25 protein-coding genes, 1 tRNA gene and 1 pseudogene are annotated in these 26920 nt (G+C 64.1%); 14 read left to right on the forward strand and 13 right to left on the reverse strand.

The window, feature by feature from the left end; translation table 11 throughout:
- Positions 1–39 precede the first annotated feature (39 nt).
- Genes ML401_RS29910 through ML401_RS29930 form a run of 5 tightly spaced genes read right to left on the reverse strand, consistent with a single transcriptional unit; the run spans position 40 to position 4133 of the window.
- Entirely contained in the window at positions 40–609 is a 570-nt protein-coding gene (locus tag ML401_RS29910) for a 3'-5' exonuclease (protein WP_285807844.1), read from the reverse strand.
- Positions 606–1769 (reverse strand): hypothetical protein, encoded by a 1164-nt coding sequence (locus ML401_RS29915; RefSeq protein WP_285807845.1) that lies wholly within the window; start codon positions 1767–1769, stop codon positions 606–608. Before ML401_RS29915 ends, ML401_RS29910 begins: the two co-directional genes overlap by 4 nt.
- On the reverse strand, positions 1766–2686 hold the full coding sequence (locus tag ML401_RS29920) for an ATP-binding protein (RefSeq protein WP_285807846.1): 921 nt from the start codon (positions 2684–2686) through the stop codon (positions 1766–1768). The genes ML401_RS29915 and ML401_RS29920 overlap by 4 nt, the downstream gene beginning before the upstream one ends.
- Positions 2683–3186, reverse strand: a complete 504-nt coding sequence (locus ML401_RS29925; RefSeq protein WP_285807847.1) for a hypothetical protein — start codon at positions 3184–3186, stop codon at positions 2683–2685. Before ML401_RS29925 ends, ML401_RS29920 begins: the two co-directional genes overlap by 4 nt.
- The gene (locus tag ML401_RS29930) at positions 3183–4133 is read right to left on the reverse strand and encodes a CBASS oligonucleotide cyclase (RefSeq protein WP_285807848.1); all 951 of its coding nucleotides are present in this window, start codon (positions 4131–4133) and stop codon (positions 3183–3185) included. The genes ML401_RS29925 and ML401_RS29930 overlap by 4 nt, the downstream gene beginning before the upstream one ends.
- Before the next feature lie 305 nt (positions 4134–4438).
- On the opposite strand from ML401_RS29930, the gene ML401_RS29935 reads away from it, so the two are divergent.
- A complete protein-coding gene (locus ML401_RS29935) occupies positions 4439–5632 on the forward strand; it encodes a Fic family protein (protein ID WP_285807849.1) in 1194 nt (397 codons plus the stop codon).
- A gap of 228 nt (positions 5633–5860) precedes the next feature.
- Positions 5861–6592, forward strand: a complete 732-nt coding sequence (locus tag ML401_RS29940; RefSeq protein ID WP_285807850.1) for a DUF2971 domain-containing protein — start codon at positions 5861–5863, stop codon at positions 6590–6592.
- A gap of 428 nt (positions 6593–7020) precedes the next feature.
- Here ML401_RS29940 and ML401_RS29945 read toward each other — a convergent pair.
- The 4 genes and pseudogenes from ML401_RS29945 to mnmA all read right to left on the reverse strand — a co-directional run bounded on the left by ML401_RS29945 (position 7021) and on the right by mnmA (position 9824).
- Positions 7021–7097, reverse strand: a tRNA-Met gene (locus ML401_RS29945).
- 265 nt (positions 7098–7362) lie between these two features.
- A pseudogene (locus tag ML401_RS29950) lies at positions 7363–7718 on the reverse strand (hypothetical protein).
- A 44-nt stretch (positions 7719–7762) separates the two neighbouring features.
- Positions 7763–8401 carry a class I SAM-dependent methyltransferase gene (locus tag ML401_RS29955; protein ID WP_212067324.1) on the reverse strand — a complete coding sequence of 213 codons (639 nt, stop codon included), beginning with the start codon at positions 8399–8401 and terminating at the stop codon, positions 7763–7765.
- Between the two features lie 241 nt (positions 8402–8642).
- The gene (gene mnmA / locus ML401_RS29960) at positions 8643–9824 is read right to left on the reverse strand and encodes a tRNA 2-thiouridine(34) synthase MnmA (RefSeq protein WP_285807851.1); all 1182 of its coding nucleotides are present in this window, start codon (positions 9822–9824) and stop codon (positions 8643–8645) included.
- A 345-nt stretch (positions 9825–10169) separates the two neighbouring features.
- Here mnmA and ML401_RS29965 point away from each other — a divergent pair, with 345 nt between their 5' ends.
- The 9 genes from ML401_RS29965 (at position 10170) to ML401_RS30005 (ending at position 19851) form a co-directional block, all read left to right on the forward strand.
- Positions 10170–11801, forward strand: a complete 1632-nt coding sequence (locus tag ML401_RS29965) for a flagellar hook-length control protein FliK (RefSeq protein WP_285807852.1) — start codon at positions 10170–10172, stop codon at positions 11799–11801.
- 12 nt (positions 11802–11813) lie between these two features.
- A complete protein-coding gene (locus ML401_RS29970) occupies positions 11814–12521 on the forward strand; it encodes a flagellar hook assembly protein FlgD (RefSeq protein WP_194404215.1) in 708 nt (235 codons plus the stop codon).
- Between the two features lie 403 nt (positions 12522–12924).
- Positions 12925–13200, forward strand: a complete 276-nt coding sequence (locus tag ML401_RS29975; protein WP_002714638.1) for a DUF1153 domain-containing protein — start codon at positions 12925–12927, stop codon at positions 13198–13200.
- A 194-nt stretch (positions 13201–13394) separates the two neighbouring features.
- Positions 13395–15008: a flagellar basal-body MS-ring/collar protein FliF gene (gene fliF / locus ML401_RS29980; RefSeq protein ID WP_211416063.1), complete on the forward strand. Its 1614-nt coding sequence runs from the start codon at positions 13395–13397 to the stop codon at positions 15006–15008.
- An 18-nt stretch (positions 15009–15026) separates the two neighbouring features.
- Complete coding sequence (gene fliG, locus ML401_RS29985) at positions 15027–16124, forward strand: flagellar motor switch protein FliG (RefSeq protein WP_194404217.1); 1098 nt, start codon at positions 15027–15029, stop codon at positions 16122–16124.
- The gene (locus tag ML401_RS29990; protein ID WP_285807874.1) at positions 16124–16747 is read left to right on the forward strand and encodes a FliH/SctL family protein; all 624 of its coding nucleotides are present in this window, start codon (positions 16124–16126) and stop codon (positions 16745–16747) included. The genes fliG and ML401_RS29990 overlap by 1 nt, the downstream gene beginning before the upstream one ends.
- A 3-nt stretch (positions 16748–16750) precedes the next feature.
- Entirely contained in the window at positions 16751–17101 is a 351-nt protein-coding gene (gene fliN, locus ML401_RS29995) for a flagellar motor switch protein FliN (protein ID WP_018641467.1), read from the forward strand.
- A gap of 39 nt (positions 17102–17140) precedes the next feature.
- Entirely contained in the window at positions 17141–18526 is a 1386-nt protein-coding gene (locus tag ML401_RS30000) for a sigma-54-dependent Fis family transcriptional regulator (protein WP_285807875.1), read from the forward strand.
- Between the two features lie 176 nt (positions 18527–18702).
- A complete protein-coding gene (locus ML401_RS30005) occupies positions 18703–19851 on the forward strand; it encodes a M20 family metallopeptidase (RefSeq protein WP_285807876.1) in 1149 nt (382 codons plus the stop codon).
- A gap of 32 nt (positions 19852–19883) precedes the next feature.
- Here ML401_RS30005 and ML401_RS30010 read toward each other — a convergent pair whose 3' ends face one another.
- The 4 genes from ML401_RS30010 to dusA all read right to left on the reverse strand — a co-directional run bounded on the left by ML401_RS30010 (position 19884) and on the right by dusA (position 23348).
- Entirely contained in the window at positions 19884–20042 is a 159-nt protein-coding gene (locus tag ML401_RS30010; protein WP_285807877.1) for a hypothetical protein, read from the reverse strand.
- Between the two features lie 94 nt (positions 20043–20136).
- A complete protein-coding gene (locus tag ML401_RS30015) occupies positions 20137–20718 on the reverse strand; it encodes a flavin reductase family protein (protein ID WP_285807878.1) in 582 nt (193 codons plus the stop codon).
- 418 nt (positions 20719–21136) lie between these two features.
- On the reverse strand, positions 21137–22303 hold the full coding sequence (locus tag ML401_RS30020) for a cytochrome P450 (protein ID WP_285807879.1): 1167 nt from the start codon (positions 22301–22303) through the stop codon (positions 21137–21139).
- A 94-nt stretch (positions 22304–22397) separates the two neighbouring features.
- A complete protein-coding gene (gene dusA / locus ML401_RS30025) occupies positions 22398–23348 on the reverse strand; it encodes a tRNA-dihydrouridine(20/20a) synthase DusA (RefSeq protein ID WP_376717321.1) in 951 nt (316 codons plus the stop codon).
- Positions 23349–23968: 620 nt separating this feature from the next.
- Here dusA and ML401_RS30030 point away from each other — a divergent pair.
- From ML401_RS30030 to ML401_RS30040, 3 genes are read left to right on the forward strand one after another with little or no spacing between them, the layout of a single operon-like run.
- Positions 23969–24793 carry a metallophosphoesterase gene (locus ML401_RS30030; protein WP_211416055.1) on the forward strand — a complete coding sequence of 275 codons (825 nt, stop codon included), beginning with the start codon at positions 23969–23971 and terminating at the stop codon, positions 24791–24793.
- Positions 24794–24799: 6 nt separating this feature from the next.
- The gene (locus tag ML401_RS30035) at positions 24800–25966 is read left to right on the forward strand and encodes an ABC transporter ATP-binding protein (protein WP_285807881.1); all 1167 of its coding nucleotides are present in this window, start codon (positions 24800–24802) and stop codon (positions 25964–25966) included.
- A complete protein-coding gene (locus ML401_RS30040; RefSeq protein WP_194404227.1) occupies positions 25963–26892 on the forward strand; it encodes a carbohydrate ABC transporter permease in 930 nt (309 codons plus the stop codon). Before ML401_RS30035 ends, ML401_RS30040 begins: the two co-directional genes overlap by 4 nt.
- Positions 26893–26920: the final 28 nt, after the last annotated feature.

Genomic DNA, 26920 nt, shown 5'->3' on the forward strand with positions numbered 1-26920 from the left:
CGTCTACTCCCTCCAAAACGCGGAATAAAGCGCGTCACGTCAACCTCTGCCCACAGACTTTTCCGCCGCTCTCTCCCGAATAAGCTGAAATAGCTCTGCTTGGTACTGTGCGTCATGCAAGGCGGTATGATCGGATTTACGCGTTGGTTTCAGGGCCGCGTCCATCACACTCGAGCGGGTATCCCCCCAAGCGCAGCCTGTTACGCCCATATAATACGCCTTGATATCCAGTCCTGCGAACCCAAAAGGATTGCTGCCGGTGAACTTGTGGAAATAATAGTTGATGAAAGACCAATCGAACGGAGCGTTGAAGCCCACAAAGACCAAGCTTTCATCGGCGTTGCGCAGACCATCAAGCCAGGCTGCGAACGACTCCATCGTGGCTTTCGGATCGTCGCCGGTCCGCGCCAACCTCTCAAGGGAGAAGCCACTGATCTCCAATGCCTTGGGGTCAGCCTTGAGTGTTATCGGCTTCAGTTCGCAGGAAAAGGTCCGGTCCGGTTGATCGACAACGCAGGCGCCGATCGACAATAGGCTGTACTCGCCGGGGATCGGGCCTGAAGCTTCCACGTCGACCGAAACAAATATTTCCCTTTTCTTCTTGGTCACGAGATCAACGGCTCCGTCGGGACAAGTGGTGGTCGCGTCTGGATGGCATCCCAATGCTCCCGGAAGACGCGGCGGCGCTCGTCCACCGAGCCCGTCGTCTTCCAGTGTAGCCCTGCAAACGTATGAATGTCGAAGGGAGTTGCACTGCCCTCCTTGGCCATGACCATGGTCGGAAGCGGGCGGCCAAGCGCATAGCCGAGCTCAAGAAAGCAATTGGGCCGGGCGCCCGTGATGTCCGCAAAGACGACCCTGCTACGATGAAGCTTGGCGAAAATCTCCTGATCGATTCGCGGGTGATCATAGACCTGACGGCCATCGACCACGACGAGCCGATAACCCAACTCGTCTTCCACGACGGGCTTCACGACAATGTCGAAGAAATTCTGCACGTCGGCGAAGTCGGCGTGATCCGGATTGAGCAAGCGCACCGCGAAGGCGCGCGGAGCCTCAAGCGCTTCAAGCAGGTTGACGATACCCTTCATCTGCTCCGCCAATGCCGTACGTGCCGTGAAGTTGATACGGTTGATCCAGTTGTGGGCATTCGAGGACGTCGGCTGGAAGAACTGTCCGGCCTTGGCGCTGGAAAGGCCCAAGGAAAAGAGGCGCCGCGATCCTTCGTCCGCCCCGGTGACCCGAGCATTCAATGGAACCACCGGCTTGCCTGCGTCGTGGTAAAGATTGGCGAGGTATAGGACGCCTTCCCCGCCGCCGATCGTGAGCAGGATGTCGCCGAAGCGGGCCTGCGCCTCCATACGCTTGCTGGCCATGTTCCAGTGCGAGACGTTTTCGATTTGAATAAGATCGGAAGCGCGCAAGTCATCCCATAACTTATGGAACTGTGCCGGGATCTGATCCTCGGTCTTGTGATGCTCGACGGCGACAACGAGAGGGTGCGGCGCCCCGGCTGGTCGGCGTGCCAGACTGTCGTGAACCGCCTGCCAGATCAGCCAGTCGAAACAGATGGGTTGGCCATCGGAGCGAAACTTTTCGTCGTCAACCGGCAGGACAAACGTCGCCCCAAGCGCCATGAGCTCTCGCGTCAGTGCGGCGACAAGGTCGCGCGCGTGGTGCACATCCTCCGCGCTGGCGACGGCCGGATCGGCCGCGATGCTGCCCGAAACGTGAATTCTCCGGCCGAAAAGGGGTGATCGTGCTGTCATTGGTCTAAAACCGCGGGCGAAGGCTTCATGGTGGAAACGACGCTGCGCAGGTGCTCGAACTGTAGCGGCTTGTCCGGATAGGCGAGCGCGAGCGCCGCGGGGTAAAGACGCGTGCGGATATCCGAGAAGGTCCATGGTGGTTGGCCACCCCGCGTCTCCATCGCCGTCACCAAATGGCCGATCTGCGCTTCCGACAAATTCATGGCGCCGAGGTCCATTTTGAGGAGCTGGCGCCGCTCTTCCGCCGTTGGACGCCTAAATTCTTCGACGATCGCGGCGCGCCGCTGCAGGGCGGGATCGACAACGGCCATGCGGTTTGTGCAAAGGAACACCACGACCCTGCCACCGAAGCGGCGAAGATCGTCGACGCCCTGGATGAGCGTGTTCACCGCCACCTTGTCCTCGTGGTGGCTGTGCGCCTGCGAGCGTGCGGCCGCAAGGGAGTCACCTTCGTCGATGATGAGGATGGCTCTGCGCCCCTTGCCAGCCGATTGCGCCACGCGGGCGAAGGCCTCGGAAAGCAATGATCCCATCTCGCCGACCTTGCCGGAGCCGCGCACGCGGTTGCTGAGCTTGAAAAGGATCGAATCCTCGGTGCGGCTTTCGGCAATCAGGCGGTTCGCGAGGCACTCCGCTGTCGCCGTTTTGCCGGTGCCGACGTCGCCGTGAAAGATAACGAGCGGATACTGTTCGGCGACGAGATCACAGATCGCGAGCTTGCCCCCGAAGTGCTTTTTGTTCCAGGCTCCGAGCTCGCCGAGGTTCAGAAGCAGGCGCAGCTGGCTGTGGACCCGTTGGTAGCGGTCCTCGAAGCCGAGTAACGTCTTCTCTTTCTTCGTGAGCGGCTCGTGCGGCAGCACCAGTTCGGCGTCGAAGACTTTGACCGCGGGCTGGTTCATCAGGACGGGCTGGTTCACATGAAATCCTTTCGCTGCATGCCGAATGCGTTGCTCGCATAATCGCGGTTGCCCGACGCCTTTAGGCCGGCGTGGCTGGTGTCGATGTTGGAGGGGCCCCAGCTGATTTTGAGCGAGTCGCGCATGCGCTCCTTTTCGGCAGCCGTGTAAGCGGAAGTGTAGAAAAGGATGATCTCGAAGGAGGCATCGGGGAGCCTGGGCCACATCACGCCGCCCGGCCGGCTCATGGTCAGGTCACCGGATGCGGTGTTCACCAGATACTGCACGGCCCGCTTCTCAACGCCGCCGCTGTACAGCATCAGATCGACCCGTGCGAGGTAACCTTTCTTGGCAAGTTTCTCGACATCGTGCGCGTAATCCCGCGCCTTGGCCTCGGTGAGAGCACCGGAGCTTTGCGCGATCATCACGATGTCGGCCGTGAACCGCCGAACGACGGCTTCCACGTCGGCGTTGGTATAGGTGTAGCTGGTGCTGGTAGTGGCGGTTGCGGCGTAGCTCATGCGTCTTCCTCGACACGGAAACGGGGACCAAACAGTTCCTTCCAGACGTCGTTGTCGTCTTCGGCGGAGGCGAAGTGCGCGGCCTCCCATGCGCCTTCGGCGGCCGCGACGATTGCGGCGCGCTCGGCCTCGGTGATGCGGCTGGCGACGTTGTTCTTGCTGTTCACCGGGTCGATGATGACGACCGGATCGGAAAAGGTGCCGAGGGGAGCGGCGTTCTCGGGAAACGAGATCGTGTCCTTGAGGCCGGACTGCGCGATATAGAGAAGGAAACGGCGGAAGCGCTGCTCGATGCTGCCCGACTTGCCCTCCTTGTCGAGGATGTAGGCCATGATCAGCTCGATGATGAACGACTTCAGCGCCTTCAGCTCGGCATGGTTGCGCCACTTCTTGGCGAGCCGCACTAAGGTGCGGAAATCGCCGTCCTTGTTCTTGCGGTCGCGCACGAACTGGATCTGACAAGGTGCGCAGGTTTCCATGGCCGAGCCGTCCTGCAGGTCGAACTGCCAGCCATAGCCGGGCTTGTTTGGGTCTTCGATCACTGGCACCACATCGACGCTGAGGCCGCTGCCGACGAACGAGACCGTGGCGGCTTTGCGCTGGATTTCGAAATCTTCGACATCCTTGTTCGGATAGATTTCGATCAGCAGCTTGTAGATGGTGTCGTTGAGGGTCTGGAGGGTCTCGGTGTCGACGCTCTTACCCGAGATGTAGAAGACAACGTCGACGTCGACCGGGTCGGTCGAGGTCTTGCGCAAGATCGTGAACTTCGCGAACGAGCCCGCCTTGACGACCTTCGTGATCTTGATCGTGGTCTTGTCGCGGATGCTCCGGCTGAGTTCCGCGATCAGGCGGTCGACCTGGGCGTGGTATTCCTTACGCTTATCGGCGGGCAGACGCAGGATGTTGGCATCGTAATAAAGGAGCTCGGTGTTGTTGAGGGGCATCCGGGGAGTTCTCCAAGGACTCACTATCTGTTCGGAACTCCGAACATAATGGGCCGCCGCGTTCGCAATTCAAGGCCTAATCGTGCGGAATCGCGAACTTTCCTGGGGAGATCGTAGATCGGCCAAAAAGGTGGCCAAAGGAGACCTGCGATCCTCTTTTCTCATTCTAAATCAATGTCTTAAAAAGACAAAGATCGGCCAACCCAACCCTGCCCACGATCGGCCACTCTATTGGCCAATTTTAGTGAAAAATTTCGATTTTTGTTTTAGGGTCAATATCTTGACTTGATCAAGGATCGGCCAAAATGCCTGAGGAAACACCGCAGCGTATCGAGCCTGCAAGGTTGGAAGAAACGCCCGAAGCCATTGCCGACGTGATCGCCGATCTGTCGGCGGCCTCGGCAAAGCTCGGTCACGGGCTGCATCCGCGCACGGCCGCCAACCTGGCCGACCTCGTGCGGCTGATGAACACCTATTACAGCAATCTGATCGAAGGTCATAACACCCGGCCGAAGGACATCGCCCGCGCCCTGGAAGGCGAGCTCGACCCGGACCAAGGCCGCCGGAATCTCCAGCTCGAAGCTGCCGCACATGTACGGGTTCAGGCGGAGATCGACCGCCTCGCCGCCGACGGCAAGCTCGGCGAGCCTGCGTCGGTCGAGTTCATCAAATGGCTTCATCTCGAGTTCTACCGTGACGCGCCCGAAGAAATGCTGCGCATCCGCGGCAAGGACTCCGAATTCATCATGGAGCCGGGTGCTTGGCGCTCGAAGCCAGAGCATGACGTTGCCATCGGGCGGCACATTCCGCCGTCCAGCCACCGCGTAGACGATTTCCTGCGCTACTTCCAAGAGCGTTACGCCTTCAAGCCCCTGAAGACGGCGGGCCGGATCATGGCAATCGCCGCAGCGCATCACCGCTTCAACTACATTCACCCCTTCCCCGATGGAAACGGGCGCGTCAGCCGCCTAATGAGCCATGCCATGGCACAGCTCGCGGGTATTGGTTCTCACGGGCTCTGGTCGATTTCACGTGGGCTGGCGCGTGGCCTGAAGGCGCCGAGCGAATACAAGCGCATGATGGATCTGGCCGATACGCCGCGGCAGGGCGACCTTGATGGACGCGGCAATCTGTCCTTGAAAGCACTCAACGAATTCGTGCTCTGGTTTCTTCAGGTTTGCCTGGATCAGGTGAAGTTCATGGACAGCCTGTTTGAACTCGACAGCCTCGGCCCGCGCTTGAGCACATATGTCGAGCGCAGCAAGACTTTGAAGCCGGAGGCCAAGCGTCTGCTTGAGGAAGCGCTGATCCGCGGTCAGTTCGAACGCGGCGACGTAGCGCGTATCACCGGCCTTCCCGAACGTTCGGCGCGCCGCATCCTGTCCGATGTTATCGCCGAAGGGTTACTCGGCTCCGAGACGCCGAAAGGTGCCGTGTCTCTGCGTTTCCCCATCGAGACCCTCGACATCCTTTTCCCGAGGCTCTTTCCGGAGACGTAACACAACGTTTTGGTGCTGCTGGAACATGTCGCGCGTGATTTCGCCAATGCGAGGGCCGAGGCGGCGCGGCCAGTGCACTATCCGCCATCCAGCCATCGACACCTGCCCTTGCACATCGGATTCTGAATCAGCTGAGTCGTTCGGTAATCCATTTGAAGCGCTTGGGATATTCGTTCCTGTTTAACGCGCCTGCACTGGCGGGAGAGCCACGAGATGTATCCTAACAATATGCTCGATGTCACCGACCCTGACGCGCCGATCTACCGGATTTTCTCGAAATCGCGATTCCTCGATCTTCTTCGGACCCGCAAGAACGGTCTTGTCAATCCGGCCAAATGGGACGACCCGTTCGAGAACTTCTTCCTTCGCGCGAGCGTGACCGGCCCCAACGGCGAGGTCATCTCGATCAGCAATCTTGCCAAGGACTGGTACGGGCAATGCTGGACGCTTCACGAAGACACCGACGCCATGTGGCGCATTTACAGTCCGGGAACGGAGCGCGACAGCATCAAAGTCAGAACGACCATCCGGAAACTGTTCGAGAGCCTCTACGATGACACGGACTCGTTTGCTGCCCTGAAATACGTTATAGGCACGGTCAGCTATGAAACGGAGGCGGAGATAGCGGCGTTCATGAGCGGCGTGACGTTTCAGGATATCGCGTTCGGAGGCAAGGCGACGCCGTTTGCACGGCTGCTCTGCGTGAAGCGTGAGGCCTTCGCGCACGAAAAGGAAGTCCGGCTTCTTTTCCAAGACCTCGATCCGAAGCGCGGCGCAAACAGGGTCGCCCTCTTCGACTTCGACGTGAACGGGATCTGCGATGACGTCGTACTCGATCCGCGCCTTACCGAGACGGAAGCTGCGGCTCTGGCAGATGAGTTAAAACGGGCCGGATGCACCCTGCCGATCGGCCGCTCGCCGCTCTACCGGGTTCCCGCGTTCTCGATCCGCCTTCAATAATCGCTGCTCGCCAGACCGTCGCGCCAATACTGCACGAGCCCCCGCGGTAGGGCTATTGCTTAGTCGTGTTCGAAGGTTGTGCGAAGCTCGGCCAAGCAGAGGACCGGCAAGCACCACGCTACGACCGCATCCATATGCGCCCGTTCGCCGGCAGGTGCCTAGCCCAGTGTTGAGCTTTGTGCAGAAGAGATCGTCGATCTCCGGGCCCAACTCTCCGGGATAGTGTCTACGACACAATCTCAGCCTGGCCACCAGTGAACCTCTCGGCCCATACCCCCGAGCGAGGCAAAATTGCACCTCACGTAAGAACTTGAAAGATCGATGGTTCGTATTCAGACCTTGAAGGGCAGACTTAGGAGGGAATGTGGTACGAAGCGTGGTACCAACTGATCGTTAGGAAGGGAAAGCGTCAGAAACGCCTATTTCCTTGGTAGCGGGGGAGGGACTCGAACCCCCGACCCCAGGATTATGATTCCCGTGCTCTAACCAGCTGAGCTACCCCGCCACAGGGTCGCGAACGGCTGCGACGGCCGATCTCGCGAACGCGCGGCATATAAAGAAGGGGGCGGCGGGAAGTCAAGCAAAGCGGCCGCCTTTTTCCGCCTTCGCCAAGGCTATCGTGGGGCAAGTGCCTTACGAATACGGCATCTTTTTCAATGAGTTCGTCATGGCCGGACTTGCCTCGACCACCCACGCCTCGATTTGCGGGCCCCAAGAACGCGGATGCCCGGGGACAACCCCGGGCATGACGCGATCTGGAGTACGGCGCGCTATTTCGGCCTGACGTTGGGGTCGCCGCCGGGGCTGCCGGGGGGCGGGATGACCGGGGTGTTGCCGCCGCTGTCGGGCGCCGGGGCATGCATCTCGGGGTCGACGCCGGCGGGCGGGCAGAGCACGCCGTCGGACTTAGCCAATTTGTCGCCGAGCGGTTCCCGGGACTGGCCGGTGGTGGTGCCGTCCGACGAGCGGCCCGGCCGGTCCTGGGGGCGCAGTTGGCGGCATGTTGCGGGGATGGCGGCGCAGTCGCTTGCGGCGGCGTCGCCGGGGCGGGCGGGGCCTGGGCGATCGCTCCGCCGGAAGCGGCGATCAGGAGGCCAGCCAGGATGATGTTTGATGTCGTGCGCATGGGAGGGAAACGCGCCGATCACGGCGCGCGTTCCCGGCACATGATCACGATTTGCGGTAGCGGATCAGCGAAAAGTGCCCCATCGGCGGCATCGGGCGGCGTTCGGCCAGCGTGATTCCGCCGTGCCTGGCGGCCCAGTTCACGAGGCGGGCCCACGGGAATTCCGGGCGCCAGCCGAGGCGGCGGGCGATCGGCGCGAAGGCCAGCTCGAACAGCTTGCGCGGACCACTCTCGGCGCCGATGTGGTTGACCAGGATCAGCTCGCCGCCCGGCTTGAGCACGCGCACGAACTCGTCGAGCGTACCTTCGGGATCGGGCACGGCCGTGATGACGTACTGCGCGACCACCGCGTCGAAGAAGTTTTCGGGGAAAGCGAGGTTCTTCGCGTCCATCACCGAGAGCACCTCGACGTTGGAGAGGCGCAAGCTCCGCACGCGCGCCTGCGCTTTGCGCAGCATCGGCTCGGAAATGTCGACGCCGCAGATCTTCGTGGTGCGCGAATAGTCCGACAGCGACAGCCCGGTGCCGACGCCGACGTCGAGGACGCGGCCGCCGATGCGGTCGGCTTCTGCGATGGTCGACTGCCGTCCGGCGTCAAACACCTTGCCGAACACGAGATCATAGACCGGCGCCCAGCGGCCATAGGCCTTCTCGACCCCGGCCCGCGAGATGTCTGCTGCCATGCCCCTGCCCTGCCTGAACGCTTCTATTCGGTAATGATCATTGGTGAGATCAGATCCAACTCCGTGCGCGGCCTAGAGCCTCTCCCGCTTGCGGGAGAGGTCGGCGCGCAGCGCCGGGTGAGGGTTCTTTCCGCTCGCGATATATCGCTGGTGGAGAGAGCCCCCTCCCTTACCCTCCCCCGCAAGCGGGAGAGGGGGTGCACCTCTTTCGCGGTAGCAGTTGGGGCCGATCTCGGCAAGATTAGCCGCGAACCGCTTCGGCAAGCGGGCGCGCCGATGCACCGCCGACCTTCGCGGCGGCGCTCTGGATGAAGCCGCCGCCGAGCACGCGCGCCTGCCCGCTGGCTGCGTCGTAGAACACGCAGGCCTGGCCGGGCGAGACGCCCTCCTCGCCGGCAACGAGCTCGACCTCGTAATGGCCATTGCCGCCGCGCAGCCAGGCCGGCTGCGGCGAGCGGGTCGAGCGCACGCGAACGAATAGTTCGAGGCCGCCGCCGATGGCGCGGTCGATGTCGCCGTCGCCGATCCAGTTGACGTCGCGAAGTGCGATGCGGTGCATCTTCAGCGCATCGCGCGGGCCGACGACGACGCGGCGGTGAGCTGCCTCCAGCCGCACCACATACAGCGGCGCGTGAGCTGCGATGCCGAGCCCGCGGCGCTGGCCGATGGTGAAATTGGCGATGCCGTTGTGCCGGCCGAGCACGCAGCCGTCGAGATCGACGATGTCGCCGGGGTCCATCGCGTTCGGCCGCAGACGCGTGATGATGTCGGTGTAGCGCCCGGTCGGCACGAAGCAGATGTCCTGGCTGTCGTGCTTGTCGGCGACGGACAGGCCAAAGCGCCGCGCGAGCTCGCGCGTCTCGGGCTTGGTCATGTCGCCGAGCGGGAAGCGCAGGAAGTCGAGCTGCTCTTGCGTCGTCGCGAACAGGAAATAGCTCTGGTCGCGGTCGGCGTCGGCCGCGCAGACCAGCGCGCGCGAGCCGTCCTCGCGGCGGCGCGAGGCGACGTAATGGCCCGTGGCAAGCGCCTGCGCCCCGAGCTCGCGCGCGGTCTTCAGGAGGTCGCGGAACTTGACCGAGCGATTGCACTCGATGCACGGCACCGGCGTTTCGCCGAGCGCGTAGCTATCGGCGAAATTGTCGATGACGGACTCGCGGAAGCGATCCTCGTAGTCGAGCACGTAATGGGGAATACCGAGCTTGGCCGCGACGTCGCGCGCGTCGTGGATGTCCTGGCCGGCGCAGCAGGCGCCCTTGCGGTGCGTCGCCGCGCCGTGATCGTAGAGCTGCAGCGTGATGCCGACGACGTCGTAGCCTTCCGCCTTCAACAGCGCAGCCGTCGTCGAGGAATCGACGCCGCCCGACATGGCAACGACGACCCTGGTGTCCTCAGGACGGCCTTCGAGATCCAGACTGTTGAGCATGGGCCTTCAAGGGTTGACGGCGGCGCGCGGCGACCCGCGATTTCTTGCTTCTCGCGGGACATCGGCGATCCCCGGGAACTTTAGTTCCCGAAAGGCACATCTGCCCGGTCGAAAGCGGCTGAGAGTAACCTCTTTAATATAGGCGGCATTCCGGTGAAGCAATCACGGGGGTGGCCAGCTTAGGGCAATTCTTGCCGGGGAGGCAGAAATGACGGGGTCGCGGCGGGCCCGGCTGCGGCGTTCGAAAACAATCAAGTCACTGATTTTATTATATAAAATCACGCATCGCGGTGCTGGCCCGCTCCTTGCTCCGTTGATGCCGAAGATGTTTCCAAGGGGTCGCCTGTGGTCGGTCGTACGTCAGAAGTCGCGGCAAGCGTGCAAGTTTCGAGGACGCAACACAAGCCTGCCCGCTCGCAGAGCGCCAAAGATGCGCCCGCGACCGACAGCTTCGGGTCGCTGGTCGACAGCAACGCCCAGGCGATCAGCACCAATGCGGCCTCGCAGGCTCAGGACAGCGCGCCGCGGCGGAGCGATTCGTCCTCGTCCTCCCAGGACAAGGGCCCGCGCGACACCTCATCCACGGATCAACCCTCGCAGAGCAAGGCGAGCGACGACACCGACGTATCGGCCCCCGCCAGGGACGACAAGACGGGCGACGCCACCGCCGATCCGGCCAAGGACGCCGGCAAGGCCAAGGACAAGGTCAAGGACAAGTCCGAGACATCCGACGCCAAATCGGCTGACGCGTCAGAGGAGACCAAGGGCGACAAGGCCGAGGCCACCGACGGGCTCGCCGCCGCCGTGGATCCCGCGGCAATCGCACCGACCGATGCGGCGCAGGTCGCCGTGCCCGATCCCAACGCGATCGTGGTGGCCGCGCCTGTGGTCCCGACCGATCCGAACGCGGCTGCGACCCAGGCCGCCACCTCCTCGCCGCTGACGATCGCCGCCGCAGGCCTTGCCGCCAGCGCCTCGACCGCGGCGCAGATCGCGGGCACCAAGACCGACACCGCAACGCCAGGCGACAAGAGCGCCAAGACCGCCAGCGCCAAGGTCGATGCCGACACGTCGGCGACGCTGGCCGACGCCGCGACCGGCACAACCGACGAGGCCACCGCCGACGCCAAGCCGACCAGCGGACTGATCCCCGTCAATCCCGGCACGCCAAAGACCTCGTTCCAGGCCGTCGCCACCGCGCAAGGACAGTCCGACGTCTCCAATATCGGCCAGGACACCGGCAAGGCGAACGCCGCCCCGACGCAAGCACCAAGCATTGCGACCGCCAACGCCGCCACGCATCCGCAAGGCCCCAGGGCACAAGTGGATGACGCAGCGACCGAGACGAAGCCGGGCGCCGCGGACCGCAGCCCCGACGCGATCCCGGCCGCACCGGCCGCCCAGGCCCATGCCAATGCGCAGGCCGCCTTCAATGCCACCGATGCGAACGCGCAGGCCGCTTCCGCCGTGCAGGCGCCGCTGACCAACACGACCTCGACCGCGTCCGCCTCGACCGCGACGCTGACCGCGACCGCGGCGACGGCCACGGCGGTGCCAATCAGCGGCGTGCCGGTCGAGATCGCAGCCGCGATCCGCTCCGGCAGGTCCCGCTTCGACATCAGCCTCGATCCGGCCGAGCTCGGCCGCATCGACGTGCGCATCCATGTCGACCGCGCCGGCAACGTCACCTCGCATCTCACGGTGGAGAAGCCGGAGACGCTGCAGATGCTGCGCCAGGACGCGCCGCAATTGCAGCGCGCGCTCGACGATGCCGGCCTCAAGACCGGCAGCAACGGGCTGTCCTTCAGCCTGCGCGACCAGAATTCATCGGGCCAGAACTCCGGCCAGAACAACGACAATGGCGGCAATGCCCGCCGGCTGATCATCAGCGAGGACGACACTGTCGCTGCCGCACCCGTCGGGCGCGGCTACGGCCGCATGTACGGGCCGAGCAGCGGCGTCGACATCAGAGTGTAAGGAGTATTCGACATGACAACCACGACTGGCGCCACCGCCCCTGCTGTCGTCTCCGGGACGACGGACCTGCCGAAATCCTCCTCGTCGAACTCCTTGAGCTCGACCACGGGATCGACGCTCGCCGGCAACTTCCAGACCTTCCTGACGCTGCTGACCACGCAGCTGCAGAACCAGAACCCGCTGGATCCGCTCGACACCAACCAGTTCACCCAGCAACTGGTGCAGTTCGCCGGCGTCGAGCAGCAGCTCAAGACCAATGATGCACTGTCCCAGCTCGTCACCCTGCAGCAGACCACGCAGGCGACCCAGGCGCTGGGCTTCGTCGGCAAGACCGCCCTGGTCGACGGCTCGACCGCGACCATGAAGAGCTCGTCGGCCACCTGGCATCTCAACGTGCCGACCGACTCCACCGTCGACATCACCGTCGCCAATGCCAGCGGCCAGACCGTGTTCACCGGCAAATATACCGCCGCCGCCGGCACCGACATCCCCTTCACCTGGAACGGCCAGGGCAATGACGGCACCCAATGGCCCGACGGAAAGTACACGATCACGGCCACGGGCAAGGACGTCGCGAACAACAATGTCGGCATCGCCGCGCAGGTGCAGGGCACCGTGTCGTCCGTCGACCTGACCCAGTCGCCGCCGCTGCTCACCATCGACGGCGCCAGCTACACGCTGAGCCAGGTCAAGAGCATCATTGCGACGAGCAGCAATTAGGCTCGGGCACGAGCCACATAGTCGGTGCCATCCCCGCCTCGTGCACAATTGCGCACCGGCGCGGGGATCCATAACCCCGGGGAGGAATTTGGCGAAGACTCGTAGTTAGGAAATTTTTCTTGGTGCTGCCACGCGCGACCCATCGAGAGATCACGCGGTATGAGTTCTCCTGCTTTCGCAGGGACGACGGCTGAGAGAGCCCCTTGAGGGCCTCGTTCGTTAGTAAAGTATTTAAGAAGACCCCTCGACCGGCCCGGATGTCACCCGATCCGCCGGCCGACATGGCGTCGTTTCAGCATTTTCAACGAGAATTGTATTGAAGCCTTAGGCTTAGCGGATTTTTAAGCCGCCGGGCGTAGGGTTACGGATGTGAGTTCAGTGGTTGAGAGTTTGTGAGTACGCCATGACAGAACCCCATCGCCCGAGGGTAAAATACGTCATCGGGCCGGACGGCAGTCCGTTGACGATCGCGGACCTGCCTGCACCCGGCACCAAACGCTGGGTCATCCGCCGCAAGGCCGAAGTTGTCGCCGCTGTCCGTGGTGGACTTCTCTCGCTCGAGGAGGCCTGCAGCCGTTATACCCTGACGGTCGACGAATTCCTATCCTGGCAGTTTTCCATCGACCAGCATGGTCTGGCGGGTCTTCGAACCACCCGTATCCAGCAATATCGCCAGTAAGGCGATCCGGAAAACTGCGGCTTTTGACGAAAATCGGCCTCGCCCCGCGAGGCCGATTTTTTTCATATTTGGTCTTTGGCGCTACTTTTGTCCGACCTCTTAACCTTCGTTAACCATATCGAAACCATCCCCTAGGCAATAATTGCCCAGTCGGCCTTTCCGGTGAAAGCGGCCGAATCTGTTGGGGCGGTTGCTTGCAAGGTCTTGCGGACTTTTTGAAGAGTATCGGAGCCGCCCGGTTCGCGGCGATGATCGCGGTCACCGCCGCGCTCATCGGCTTTTTCGCGTTCGTCATCATGCGCGTCACCACGCCGCAGATGACCACGCTGTTCACCGACCTCAGCGTCGAGGATTCCTCCGGCATCATCAAGGACCTGGAGCGCCAGGGCATCCAGTACGAGATCCGCAACGAGGGCTCCATCATCATGGTGCCCAAGGACAAGGTCACGCGGCTGCGGATGAAGCTCGCCGAGGGCGGCCTGCCCAAGGGCGGCGGCGTCGGCTACGAGGTGTTCGACAAGTCGGACGCGCTCGGCACCACCTCTTTCGTCCAGAACATCAATCACTTGCGTGCGCTGGAAGGTGAGCTCGCCCGCACCATCCGCGCCATCGACCGCATCCAGGCCGCCCGCGTCCATCTGGTGCTGCCCGAGCGTCCGCTGTTCGCCCGCGAAGCGCCGGAGCCGTCGGCCTCGATCGTGGTGCGGGTCCGCGGCTCGCTGGAAGCCCAGCAGATCCGCGCCATCCGCCACCTCGTCGCCTCCGCCGTCAACGGCCTCAAGCCGCAGCGGGTCTCGATCGTCGACGAGGCCGGCCAGCTGCTGGCCGACGGCGCGGCAGCCGATCCGGAGCAGGCGGTCGGCGACGAGCGCCGCATCTCCTTCGAGAAGCGGATGCGCAAGCAGGTCGAGGAGATCGTCTCCTCCGTGGTCGGCTCGGGCCGCGCCCGCGTGCAGCTCTCCGCCGATTTCGACTTCAACAAGGTCACCCAGACCTCGGACAAGTACGATCCCGAGGGCCGCGTGCTGCGCTCGAGCCAGACCCGAGAAGAGCAGAGCATGACCGCCGACAACAACGGCCAGGTCACCGTCAACAACGAGCTGCCCGGCAACCAGCAGAACAACGGCGTCGCGGCCAAGGACCAGAGCAAGAAGACCGAAGAGACCAACAATTACGAGATCTCCCGCACCACCAAGACCGAGGTGACCGAGGCCGGCCGGGTCAACCGCATCTCGGTCGCGGTGCTGGTCGACGGCATCTATTCCAAGAACGACAAGGGCGAGCTGGCCTATCAGGACCGCACCAAGGAGCAGCTCGACCGCATCGCCGCGCTGGTGCGCTCGGCCATCGGCTTCGACCAGAAGCGCGGCGACCAGGTCGAGGTCGTCAATCTGCGCTTTGCCGACGCGCCCTCCACCGCTCCGATCGGCGAGCCCGGCGGCCTGCTCGGCATGCTGCAGTTCACCAAGGACGACGTCATGTACTTCGTCGAGCTCGGCGTGATGATGCTGCTCGGCCTGATCGTGCTGTTCCTGGTGATCCGCCCGCTGGTCAAGCGCATCCTCGCCTCCGACGAAATGGCCGCCGCCATCTCCGGCGTCCTCGCCGGCCCCGCCGCCTCGGAAGAGGCCGCGCCCGCCTCGGGCCAGGCCCTCCTGCCGAGCGGCGCCGCCAGCGCGATCGACGTCGCCACCATCCAGGGCCAGGTCCACGCCCAGTCCGTTCATCGCGTCGGCGAGCTCGCCGAACGCAACCCCAACGAAACCGTCGCCATCGTCCGCCAATGGCTGAGCGAATCCGCAAAGTAATACGAGAAGTGAACTGACATGGCCGCCGCATTGCAAAACGCCAACAGCAACGACATCACCAGCGTGATCTCCACGCTCGGTCAGCGTGCCAACACAAGGGCAAAGGACGGCAAGCCGGCCGAACAATTGTCCGGACCGAAGCGCGCCGCGATCCTGATGCTCGCGCTCGGCGAGCAATATGGCGGCAAGATCTGGGGCCTGCTCGACGACGACGAAGTGCGCCAGCTCTCGCTGGAAATGTCGACGCTCGGCACCGTCGAGGTCGACACCGTAGAGGACATGCTGCTCGAATTCGTCTCGCGCATGTCGGCCTCCGGCGCGCTGATGGGCAATTTCGACGCCACCGAACGCCTGCTCCAGCAATATCTGCCGCCGGAGCGGGTCAACGGCATCATGGACGAGATCCGCGGCCCTGCCGGCCGCAACATGTGGGAGAAGCTCTCCAACGTGCAGGAAGAGGTCCTCGCGAACTACCTCAAGAACGAATATCCGCAAACCATCGCGGTGGTGCTCTCGAAGCTGAAGCCGGAACACGCCGCGCGCGTGCTCGGCATCTTCCCTGAGGACCTCGCGCTCGACGTCGTCAACCGCATGCTGAAGATGGAAGCGGTTCAGAAGGAGGTGATCGAGAGCGTGGAGAAGACGCTGCGCACCGAATTCATGTCCAATCTGTCCCAGACCCGCCGCCGCGACGCGCACGAGGTGATGGCTGAAATCTTCAACAATTTCGACCGCCAGACCGAAACCCGCTTCATCACCTCGCTGGAGGAGGACAACCGTGAATCCGCCGAGCGCATCAAGGCGCTGATGTTCACCTTCGACGACCTCGTCAAGCTGGATTCCGGATCGGCCCAGACCCTGATGCGCAACGTCGACAAGGACAAGCTCGGCGTCGCGCTCAAGAGCGCCAACGAGGACGTCCGCAACTTCTTCTTCGGCAACATGTCCTCGCGCGCGGCCAAGATGCTGCAGGACGACATGGCGGCGATGGGCCCGGTCCGCCTGCGCGACGTCGACGAGGCCCAGGCGCTTCTGGTCAACCTCGCCAAGGACCTCGCCGCCAAGGGCGAGATCATGCTGACCAAGAACCGCGCCGACGACGAACTGGTGTATTGATGGCCGCTCCGGCGAAATTCCTGTTCGATACCGACTTCGCGGCGCCCGAGCGGGCGACGCGCGAGAAGGCCGCGACCGCCGCCGAGATCGCCCAGAAGGTCGCGGAAGCCGAAGCGCGCGCCTATCAGGAAGGCTTTGCCGCCGGCCAGCACGAAGCCAAGGCCGAGAGCGACCGCCGCGTCGCGCTTGCCATGGAAGAGATCAATATCGCCGTCCGCGGCATCGCGGCCGGCATCGGCAACATCGAAACCAAGATGGAAACCGAGGCGGTCGACGTCGCGGTGGCGGTCGCGCGCAAGCTGTGCGCCGATCTCGTTGCCGCCGAGCCGCTCGGCGAGATCGTCGCGCTGGTCAAGGACTGCTTCTCGCATCTGGTCGCGACGCCGCATCTCATCGTCCGCATCAACGATGCGCTCTACGACGCCGCCCGCGAGAAGATCGAGCGGCTCGCCAAGGAGAGCGGCTTCGAGGGCCGGCTGGTGATCCTGGCCGAGCCGGAGATTGCCACCGGCGACTGCCGGATCGAATGGGCTGATGGCGGCGTCGTGCTGGAGCGCGGCGCCATCGCGGCCAAGATCGACGAAATGGTTGGACGCTACATCGCGTCCCGCAGGGGGAGTTAACCCATGAGCGACACCGACGGACAGGTCCCGCTGCCCGATCTCAACGGCCCGATGCCGCCTGCCGGCACGGATGTCGGCTACAACGAGGACGAATATGCGGCGCGCGCCGCCGCCGACCTCGAGGCCGTGTTCGACGTTCCCGTGCAGGTCTCGGCCGTGCTCGGCCGTTCCAAGATGGACGTCAGCGAGCTGCTGAAGCTGGGACCCGGCACCGTGCTCGAGCTCGACCGCCGCGTCGGCGAAGCCATCGACATCTACGTCAACAACAAGCTGGTCGCCCGCGGCGAAGTCGTCCTGGTCGAGGACAAGCTCGGCGTGACCATGACCGAAATCATCAAGACCGAACGCACGTGATAACGCGCGAAGGCGCGACCAGACGGACAGGAGACTGACATGCGGCTTCTCATCGTTGGCACATTGAAGGGCCAGCTCACCACCGCCACCAAGATCGCGATGGACAACGGCGCCACCGTGACCCACGCCGAGGATCACGACCAGGCGATGCGCGTGCTGCGCGGCGGCAAGGGCGCCGACCTGCTGCTGGTCGACGTCGCCCTCGACATCCGCGATCTCGTGATGCGGCTGGAGGCCGAGCACATCCACGCCCCGATCGTCGCCTGCGGCATCACCAACGACGCCCGCGCCGCGGTTGCCGCGATCCATGCCGGCGCCAAGGAATACATCCCGCTGCCGCCCGACCCCGAGCTGATCGCCGCGGTGCTGGCCGCCGTCGCCAACGATTCCCGCGAGCTGATCTACCGCGACGAAGCCATGGCCAGGGTGATCAAGCTGGGGCAGCAGATCGCGGGCTCCGACGCCTCGGTGATGATCACCGGCGAGTCCGGCACCGGCAAGGAGGTGTTGGCCCGCTACGTCCACACCCGCTCGGCCCGCGCCAAGCGTCCCTTCATCTCGATCAACTGCGCCGCGATCCCCGAGCATCTCCTGGAATCCGAGCTGTTCGGCCACGAGAAGGGCGCTTTCACCGGCGCGGTCGCGCGCCGCATCGGCAAGTTCGAGGAGGCCACCGGCGGCACGCTGCTGCTCGACGAGATCTCCGAGATGGACGTCCGCCTGCAATCGAAATTGCTGCGCGCGATCCAGGAGCGCGTGATCGACCGCGTCGGCGGCACCAAGCCCGTGCCCGTCGACATCCGCATCATCGCGACCTCGAACCGCAATCTGGCGGACGCCGTGCGCGAGGGCACGTTCCGCGAGGACCTGCTGTTCCGGCTCAACGTCGTGAATCTGAAGATCCCGCCGCTGCGCGAGCGCCCCGCCGACATCCTGGAGCTCGCCCAGCATTTCGTGAAGAAATACGCCGAGGCCAACGGCGTACCGCTGCGCCCGATTTCGGCGGAAGCGCGCCGCGTGCTCTCGGCCAACCGCTGGCAGGGCAACGTCCGCGAGCTCGAAAACACCATGCACCGTTCGGTTCTGATGGCGCAGGGCGACGAGATCGGCGCCGACGCCATCATCACGCCCGACGGCGACCGTCTCGACCTCGCCAAGACGCCCCCCGCCGTCGCGCACGCCACCATGGCCGCCGAGCAGGTGACGCGCGCGCTGGTCGGCCGCACTGTGGCCGACGTCGAGCGCGACCTGATCCTGGAGACGCTGAAGCACTGCCTCGGCAACCGGACCCATGCCGCCAACATCCTCGGCATCTCGATCCGCACGCTGCGCAACAAGCTCAATGAATATTCCGACGGCGGCATCCCGATCCCGCCGGCGGGCACGCCCGGCGAATATCCGCGGGTGCCGATGATGGGGGCGTAAGCGCCTCACGCTGGTTGAGACAACGAATGCCCGGGCTGGTCCCGGGCATTTCTGTTGTGGAGCAAGCTGCCAACCTCGTCATTGAGAGCGCACGCCGCATAACGGGATCGCGCCACGCGACTAGGACGCCCGGGAGTAAAGTCCTATAACCCCGCGTGAGAACCACGAGGGAACACATGTCTGAAGCTCAAATCACGGATTGGCTGGCATCGCAGCGGCAGGCGATGATCGATCTGCTGCGCGATGTCGTGAACATCGATTCCGGGTCCTACGACAAGGACGGCGTCGATGCGGTCGGGGCGCGGTTCGAGCGGCATTTTGCCGAGCACGGGATTCCGTGCCGCCGCGAGGCCAACGCCACCTTCGGCGATGCGATCCATGCCGAGGTGGCAAAGCCCGGCAGCAACGAGAAGCCGGTGCTGTTGATGGGCCATCGCGACACCGTGTTCGGCAAGGGCGAGGCCGGGCGCCGGCCGTTCACCATCAGGGATGGCCGCGCCTACGGGCCTGGCGTCGCCGACATGAAGTCCGGTCTCGTCATGAACGTGTTCGTCGCAACAGCCTTCCACAAATTCGGCAGCAACCCGCATCCGATCAAGCTGCTGATCACCTCCGACGAGGAGATCGGCTCGCCCTCCTCCCGGCCCGTGATCGAGCGCGAAGGCCGCTCCGCCCGCGCCGTGTTCAATTCCGAGCCGGGCCGCCCGACCGGCAACGTCGTCACCGGGCGCAAGGGCGGCATCTTCATGCATCTGGCCATCACCGGCAAAGCCGCGCATTCCGGCGCCAACTTTGCGGCGGGCGTCAGCGCGATCGGCGAGCTCGCGCACAAGATCGTGCAGATCCACGCGCTCACCGATCTCGACAAGGGCATCACGCTGAATGTCGGCCTCGTCTCGGGCGGGCAGTCCGTCAACACCACGGCGCCCTCCGCCGAGGGCCAAATCGACCTGCGCTATGTCGATCCGGCGGATCGTGCGCGGGTGATGGACGCGATCGAAAAAATCGTCGCGACGTCTTACGTGCCGGGCACCAGCGCAGCGCTGACGATCAAGGGCGAGTTCGTGCCGGTGGTGCAGAGTGCGGAGTCCAAGACGCTGTTCGAAGGCTATCAGGCGGCCGCGCGGCAGGTCGGCCTCACAACCCTACAAGGCGAGTTCTCCGGCGGCTGCGCGGATTCCGGCTTCACCGCCGCCGTGGGCACGCCGACCATCTGCGGTCTCGGCCCGGTCGGCGGCCTCGCGCACACGCCGGAGGAATATCTGGAGATCGACAGCATCGTGCCGCGCGCGCAGGCCCTGGCGCTGGCGATTTTGCGGGGGTAGCCACGGCCTCCGCCGTCATGCCCGCCCGCGTCTCACGAATAACTCGGGGCGTCCGGCTTGCGGAAGATGTGGATGGGATCGCCGGGGATGATCACGGGCTGGCCAGAGAACATCGCATAGGCATAGAGCGCGAGATAGGCGATCGCGAGCGCGCCGACGGCGTAGAAGGCTAAGGTCGCGATGCGCTTCATCGATCCGCTCCATGGCCATCCCGAACCGGCAGGCTCTGGCCGCTTCTAGAGCGATGAGGCGGAAAAGGCCAGCCTGCGCTTCCTCGGGCAGCGATCAAGCGCCGCGCCGGCCGTGCGCGGGAAGGCTGACTTCGGCGAGCCTTGCAGCGTCTTCGTCCTGGTCGACCGCCACATACTGGCCGTGCCAATAGGCCAGCGCCGCGGTACGCATCGAGCTCTTGATGTCTCTGACACGGCCGATGACGATGCCGTGCGAGTGGCGCTCCATGATCTCCTCGACCTCGCAATCGAAGGCCGACAGCGCGCCGACCAGGAGCGGCACGCCCGAGACCGCCGTCACCCATTTGGCGCCTTTGAAACGATCGGCGCCCTTCAGCCCGCCCTTGCCGGCAAAGCGCTCGGCGACATCGAGCTGGTCGGCGTTGAGGATGTTCACGCCGAAGGCGCCGTGGCGCCGGATCAAGGGGAAGGACGAGGCATCGCGGTTGATGCTGACCAGCAGCGTCGGCGGCTCGACCGACAGCGAGGTCACCGAGGTCACCGTCATGCCGGTGATGTCCTTGCCCCTGCCGGCGGTGATGACGCTGACGCCGCCGGTGAGATGGCGCATGGCGCCGCGGAAATCGGCGGACGAGACGGGGATTTCAGTCATGAGATCGCGGGGCACTACATTCATGGCATTGCTCCCCGAAGCGGGGTTCCCTCTATTCAGGTACGATCGTCCGCCGATAACAGGTGGCTCGCCGCTAACCGGCTCCGAACCTAACGCACTTAAAACGATGGTGCGGTCAGCCGCACTTGTCGAGATCTCTCAACGAAGAACAATGCGCATGCTGTCGCGCGTCCGACGACATGATCAATCGTTCAATCGGCGAGGCAAATGCAGGCAAATCTTTCCGCACGCAAATGTGAGGGCCTTTTGGTCGGGGCCGGAAACAAAAGGCGAAAAACAACCCCATGCAAAGTAGCCGGCGATAACGGGATCAATGACTTACGCGGGAGGCTAGTCGGCCTCAGGCAATGCGTTTGCTCCGTCGGGCAAAACAGGAGCATGATGGCATGATCGCGGAGTGGCGCCACCGTGGCCTGCAGGTCTAATGCATCCACCGCACCGGCAGATTCTGCAGTCCGCGAAACGCCCAGCCGCCGATCCGCACTTCCTCGTCGTCGGCAATCTCGAGCATCTTTGCCCGTCCGAACAAGGTCGGCAGCGCGACGTCGGCGATCATGGCGCGGGAGGCGAAGGCGCCGGCGCAGAAATGCGGGCCGGCGCCGAACGCGACGCTCCTGGTCACGTCGCGGCGCACGTCGAACTGATCGGCACGGTCGAAATGCTTCTCGTCGCGATTGGCGGAGCCGAACATCAGGAACACGCGCTCGTCGGTTTCGAATGACACATCGCGGATGCTCCACGGCTTTGCGATGCGGCGCGGGGACATGCCGATCGGCGAGATCCAGCGGGCATATTCCTCGAACGCCTGCAGCCAGGAGACGTCACCGCGCCTAACGAGATCGAGCTGTTCGGGATGGGGCAAGAGCGCCCATATCGTGCCGGCGATCGCCTTGCGCGGCTCGTTCTGCCCGCCCGAGATCGCGAGCTTGACGTTGGCGCGCACGCTCTCCATCGGCATGCCCGAGGCGAGGAGAACGCCGAGGATGCTCTGGTCGGGATGCTTGCGCAGCACCGGCAGGATGTCGTCGATCGCAGCGTCGATACCCGATGTCGCGGCATGGCAGCGCGCCTCGACCGCGGGATCGCCGGCATAGTTGGCGATGCCCTCGATCATGCCTTGCGACCAGGCGTCCATGTCCACAAAGCCGATATTGGTGAGGCCGGTGATCGACTTCAGGCATTCGCCGGAGAACGGCAACGCGAAATCGCGCATCAAGTCGACCCGCCCCGGCGCGATCGACGCGAGGATGCGGTCGGCATGGGCCTGGAATTGCGCGGTCCAATGCGCCTTCACCGTCTTCGGCGACACCGTCGGGAACATCGCGCGGCGCTCGACCTGATGCGCCTCGCCGTCCTTGCGCATCATGTTGTGGCCCATCAGGCGGTTCATCAGGCCGGCGGGCTGGTGCGAGGAGAATACGTCGATCTGCTTCTCGGAGATCGAGATGTCGTCGCGGCAGGTGAGCAGCGTCGAGCCGAGCTGCGGCACGAAGGCAATCGGCGCTTCTTTCCGCATTTTCGCGAGCATGGGATAGGGATCGGCCCAGAATGCGGCGGGATCGATGTCGATGCGCGGCGCGGTGCTCAAGCTTCGCTCCCTTGCTGTACCCTGCCGAGACCTAGCGCGTTCAGGCACCGCCGTCTGTCCCCAGCGATTGGGACAGGCGCGTTGGGTGCAGCTTCTAGGCCGCGACCTGCCCGAATGCGACTTTGGCGATCGCATCGCTCAGCACGTCGGCGCCGGCACCCGGCCGCGTGCCCTGCTCGGCGAGATGGCGACGGAAGGCTCGTGCGCCGGGCACGGCATGAAATGCGCCGACGAAATGCCGCGTGATCGCGTGCAGCCGCGTGCCGCGTTCGAGCTGCTGCTCGATATAGGACATCACCGCCTCCAGCGCGGCCTGCATGGAGTCATGCGGGGGCGCTTCGCCAAAAATCTCGGAATCGACCGAGAGCAGCCGCCACGGTTCCTGATAGGCGGCGCGGCCGAGCATCACGCCGTCGACATGGTCGAGATGCGCCTTCGCTTCCTCTATCCCGGGGATGCCGCCATTGATGATGATGGGTACGCCGGGCATCGCACGCTTGAGCCGATAGACGCGCTCGTAATCGAGCGGCGGGATGTCGCGATTTTCCTTCGGCGACAGACCGTTGAGCCAGGCCTTGCGGGCGTGCACGATCAGCGCATCGCAGCCGGCGGCGACCACCGCGCGCGCAAGCGCATCGAGCGCCACTTCGGGATCCTGGTCGTCGATCCCGATGCGGCATTTCACCGTGACGGGAACGGCAACCGCACCCTTCATCGCCTCGACGCACCTCGCCACCAGCTCCGGCTCAGCCATCAGGCACGCGCCGAAGCGGCCGTCCTTCACGCGGTCCGACGGGCAGCCGACGTTGAGATTGATCTCGTCATAGCCGAACGCCTCGCCGATCCGCGCAGCTTGCGCGAGGTCACGCGGATCCGACCCGCCGAGTTGAAGCGCGACCGGATGCTCGACCGCGTCGAACCCAAGCAGCCGCTCGCGGTCACCGTGAATGATGGCGCCCGTCGTCAGCATCTCCGTATAGAGCAACGCCCGCCGCGTCAGATGGCGGTGGAACACCCGGCAATGCCGGTCAGTCCAGTCCATCATGGGGGCTATAGAGAATCTACGATCCAAGCCGTTCATTTCACTGAGATATTCTGCCTCTGCCGGCGCTCACGTGATGAGACCGATTGAGACATCTGGTTTGACGAGGCTGCCGCAATCCGGCTCTTCTAGAACCATATAGGCATGAATTGGAAGCGGAAATCGCGTCTTCGTGCAGGCCGTTACGCTTGCGCAGCGGGAGCGCACGCGCCACTCGCAGGACGCGCATCGTCGGCCCTCGAGCACGCGCGCTTGGAGATCCGCTTCAATCACGTCTGTTCGGCCATGTGGACGCCGAATGATGTTCACGGCAATGCGGAGCTGAGCAATTCGCGGCAAAGCGCGGGGGTCGCCCTCGCATGCGCAAGACGTTGCCTGCCTGCGCGCCGACGAGGATGGTCACCGCCATATTACATTTGTCACGACACTCGATCATATGTATATTCGATCGAAAGAGCACGATCCGCCCAAGTGATCGTCAGCAAGGGAGAGCGCCAAAAACCTCAGATCCCGATGGCAATCACCGCCAACCCGCGCGGCGAGAAGCAGCGCGTTTCGAAACGAGCGAGAGACCGCTGCGCGGTCGACGCACGGCGTGACACGCGACCCACAGCAGAGGCGTCATGGTCCGAGTTGTTCAGATTTCCGATACGCATCTCAGCCCGAGCAAGCAGCACTTCGCGGCAAACTGGGCGCCCCTTGCGCGCTGGATCACGCAACAGAAGCCCGATCTCGTCATCCACACCGGCGACGTGACGGTCGATGCGGCCGACCAGGAGACCGACGCGGCATATTGCGCCGCCCAACTGGCCTCGCTCGGTGTCCCCGTCGTGGCGGTTCCGGGAAATCATGACGTCGGCGAAGTAGGCAATCCACACCAGCCGGTGAACGAGGAGCGGCTCGATCGCTTTCGCCGCCACTTCGGTGACGACCACTGGCTGCGCGATGTGGACGGCTGGCGCCTGATCGGGCTCAATTCGATGATCTTCGGCGGCGGCCCCGAGGAGGCGCGGCAGACCGAATGGCTCGAGGCCGCGATGGCCGATGCCGCAGGGCGTCGCATCGCCTGGTTCACGCATCGGCCGCTGTTCATCGAGTCACCGACCGAGGCCGACACCGGATACTGGTCGGTCAAGCCGGAGCCGCGTCGCGCCCTTCTCGATTTGCTGCAGCGCCATCGGGTCGAGATCGTGGCCAGCGGACATCTGCATCGCTGGCACGAAATTCGGCTGAACGGCACGCACTACGTCTGGGGGCCGGCGGCCGGCTTTCTGGTCGGCGAGAAACTGGCGCCGCCGATGGGCGGCGCCGCGCGGCTCGGAGCCGTGATCTACGACATCGACGGCGACAATATCGACGTGAGCATTCGCCCCGTGCCGGGCCTCACCGATTACTGGATCGACGACGTGGTGCACGAGGTGTATCCGCCGCGCGAAGCTGAGGCGTGATCCGCGATGGCCGGCCTCACATTGCGCGGCATCGGGAAGACTTTCGGCGACACGGCGGTCCTCAACGACATCGATCTCGATATTGCGGACGGCGAGTTTCTGACGCTGGTCGGCCCCTCCGGATGTGGCAAGTCCACGCTCCTGCGCATCATCGCCGGCCTGGAATCGCAGGATCGCGGTTCGGTGTCGATCGGCGGGACCTCGGTCGACCATTTGCGGCCTCACGAGCGCAGGATCGCCATGGTGTTCCAGAATTACGCGCTCTATCCCCACATGTCGGTGTTCGACAACATCGCGCTGCCGCTCACCATGACGCGCCTGAACCTGTTCGAGCGCTTGCCCTTGATGCGTCATCTGTCGCTGCGCCGCAGGCGCGTGATGGACGAGATCGCGCGTGAGGTGCGGGCCGTCGCGGAGCAGCTTCGCATCGACACCTTCTTTCATCGCCGTCCCGGACAGCTTTCGGGCGGACAACGGCAGCGCGTCGCGCTCGGCCGCGCCATGGTGCGTCATCCGCAAGCTTTCCTGATGGATGAGCCATTGTCGAACCTCGACGCCAAGCTGCGTGTGCACATGCGCGGCGAGCTGACCGAGCTGCACGCGCGTCTCGGCGCCACGATGGTCTACGTGACACACGACCAGATCGAGGCGATGACGATGTCCGATCGGCTGGCCGTGATGGATCACGGCGACATCCTCCAACTCGGCACACCCGCCGAGGTCTATGAACGGCCCGCCACGACCGCGGTCGCGCAGTTCATCGGCAGTCCGGCGATCAATCTGTTTCCGGCCCGCGTGGGCCCCGACGGCCAGGTCGAGCTGCTCGGCCGGACGCTGCCGATCGATATTCGCAACGTGCCGGCTGCGGAACTGACGATCGGCGTGCGTCCGGAAGCGATGCGAATCGGGGGCGGTCCGTGCACCGTTCCGTGCAGGTTCCGGCGCCGAGAAAACCTCGGCTCGGAAAGCATCCTCCACTTCGACCTCGCGGCCTCTCCGGAGGTGGCGGTACTCTGCCGGATCGACAATGACATGCCCGTTCCCGAGGGCGAGGTCACGCTCGCCTTCGAGGCGCGGGATTGTCACGTGTTCGACAACAAAGGCCGCCGTATCGAGGTGGAGAGCCGCAATGCGGCCGGCCGCGACGTGCGCCGCGCGAGCGAGGCCCGATGAACGCGGTCGCGGCTCAAATCACCCCGCTCACCGCGGCGCCGCCAGCCAGCCGCCAGCGGTGGATCGAACGGTTCGCGGGCCTGGGCTTCGCAGCACCCGCCTTCATCCTGCTGGTCCTGACCAATCTGGCGCCGCTGGCGGCTCTCGCCTTTCTGAGCTTCACCAATTACGAGCTGGGCGCGCTCGACTTCGCGTTCGTGGGCCTCAAGAATTTCAGCACGGCGCTGCAGGATCCCGTGATCCGCCGCTCGGTGACCAATACGCTGCTCTACGTGGCGATCGTCGTGCCCGGCGGCGTCCTGATCTCGCTGCTCGTCGCAATCCTGATCCACCAGCGCAAGCGCACGCGCAGCCTCTATGAGGTCATCTATTTTCTTCCCGTCACCTCGACTCTCATCGCCATGGCCACGATGTGGCAGTTCCTGCTGCACCCGACCCTGGGACTGATCAATCAGACCCTCAAGGGGCTGGGTTTCGCCGAGACGGCGTTCCTGAGCGAGCCGCGCCTCGTCATCCCGACGCTCGCCGCGATCGGCATCTGGCAGCTCGTCGGGTTCAACATGGTGCTGTTCCTTGCCGGTCTCTCGGCGATCCCTCGCGACCTCTATGAAGCCGTCGATATCGACGGCGCGAGCCATCCCATCGACCGCTTCCTGAAAGTGACCTGGCCGATGCTTGGTCCGACGACGATGTTCGTGACCGTGACGACGTTCATCACGGCGTTCAAGATCTTCGACACGGTTGCGGTGATGACGCGTGGCGGCCCCGGAGGCGCATCGGAGGTGCTGCTCTATGCCATCTATCTGGAGGGGTTTCAGTACTTTCACATGAGCTATGCGGCGACGCTCACGCTGGTCTTCCTCGCGTTCACCCTGGTGTTCTCGGTGCTGCAGACCTTTATCCTCGACCGACGGGTGCACTATTGACGCGCATATCGGCCACGATCGCCCGCCC

It is taken from the genome of Bradyrhizobium sp. 62B (genome assembly GCF_030272265.2).
GTDB lineage: Bacteria > Pseudomonadota > Alphaproteobacteria > Rhizobiales > Xanthobacteraceae > Bradyrhizobium.

Bases quoted from the DNA above. Each gene is read 5' to 3' on its own strand.
- ML401_RS29915 (WP_285807845.1), bottom strand. From the start codon at position 1,769: ATGACAGCACGATCACCCCTTTTCGGCCGGAGAATTCACGTTTCGGGC.
- ML401_RS30005 (WP_285807876.1), top strand. From the start codon at position 18,703: ATGTCTGAAGCTCAAATCACGGATTGGCTGGCATCGCAGCGGCAGGCG.
- ML401_RS29955 (WP_212067324.1), bottom strand. From the start codon at position 8,401: ATGGCAGCAGACATCTCGCGGGCCGGGGTCGAGAAGGCCTATGGCCGC.
- fliN (WP_018641467.1), top strand. From the start codon at position 16,751: ATGAGCGACACCGACGGACAGGTCCCGCTGCCCGATCTCAACGGCCCG.
- dusA (WP_376717321.1), bottom strand. From the start codon at position 23,348: ATGATGGACTGGACTGACCGGCATTGCCGGGTGTTCCACCGCCATCTG.
- ML401_RS29940 (WP_285807850.1), top strand. From the start codon at position 5,861: ATGCTCGATGTCACCGACCCTGACGCGCCGATCTACCGGATTTTCTCG.
- ML401_RS30040 (WP_194404227.1), top strand. From the start codon at position 25,963: ATGAACGCGGTCGCGGCTCAAATCACCCCGCTCACCGCGGCGCCGCCA.
- ML401_RS29975 (WP_002714638.1), top strand. From the start codon at position 12,925: ATGACAGAACCCCATCGCCCGAGGGTAAAATACGTCATCGGGCCGGAC.
- ML401_RS30030 (WP_211416055.1), top strand. From the start codon at position 23,969: ATGGTCCGAGTTGTTCAGATTTCCGATACGCATCTCAGCCCGAGCAAG.
- ML401_RS29990 (WP_285807874.1), top strand. From the start codon at position 16,124: ATGGCCGCTCCGGCGAAATTCCTGTTCGATACCGACTTCGCGGCGCCC.
- ML401_RS30010 (WP_285807877.1), bottom strand. From the start codon at position 20,042: ATGAAGCGCATCGCGACCTTAGCCTTCTACGCCGTCGGCGCGCTCGCG.
- fliG (WP_194404217.1), top strand. From the start codon at position 15,027: ATGGCCGCCGCATTGCAAAACGCCAACAGCAACGACATCACCAGCGTG.
- ML401_RS29970 (WP_194404215.1), top strand. From the start codon at position 11,814: ATGACAACCACGACTGGCGCCACCGCCCCTGCTGTCGTCTCCGGGACG.
- ML401_RS29930 (WP_285807848.1), bottom strand. From the start codon at position 4,133: ATGCCCCTCAACAACACCGAGCTCCTTTATTACGATGCCAACATCCTG.
- ML401_RS30035 (WP_285807881.1), top strand. From the start codon at position 24,800: ATGGCCGGCCTCACATTGCGCGGCATCGGGAAGACTTTCGGCGACACG.
- ML401_RS29935 (WP_285807849.1), top strand. From the start codon at position 4,439: ATGCCTGAGGAAACACCGCAGCGTATCGAGCCTGCAAGGTTGGAAGAA.
- ML401_RS30015 (WP_285807878.1), bottom strand. From the start codon at position 20,718: ATGAATGTAGTGCCCCGCGATCTCATGACTGAAATCCCCGTCTCGTCC.
- mnmA (WP_285807851.1), bottom strand. From the start codon at position 9,824: ATGCTCAACAGTCTGGATCTCGAAGGCCGTCCTGAGGACACCAGGGTC.
- ML401_RS29925 (WP_285807847.1), bottom strand. From the start codon at position 3,186: ATGAGCTACGCCGCAACCGCCACTACCAGCACCAGCTACACCTATACC.
- ML401_RS30000 (WP_285807875.1), top strand. From the start codon at position 17,141: ATGCGGCTTCTCATCGTTGGCACATTGAAGGGCCAGCTCACCACCGCC.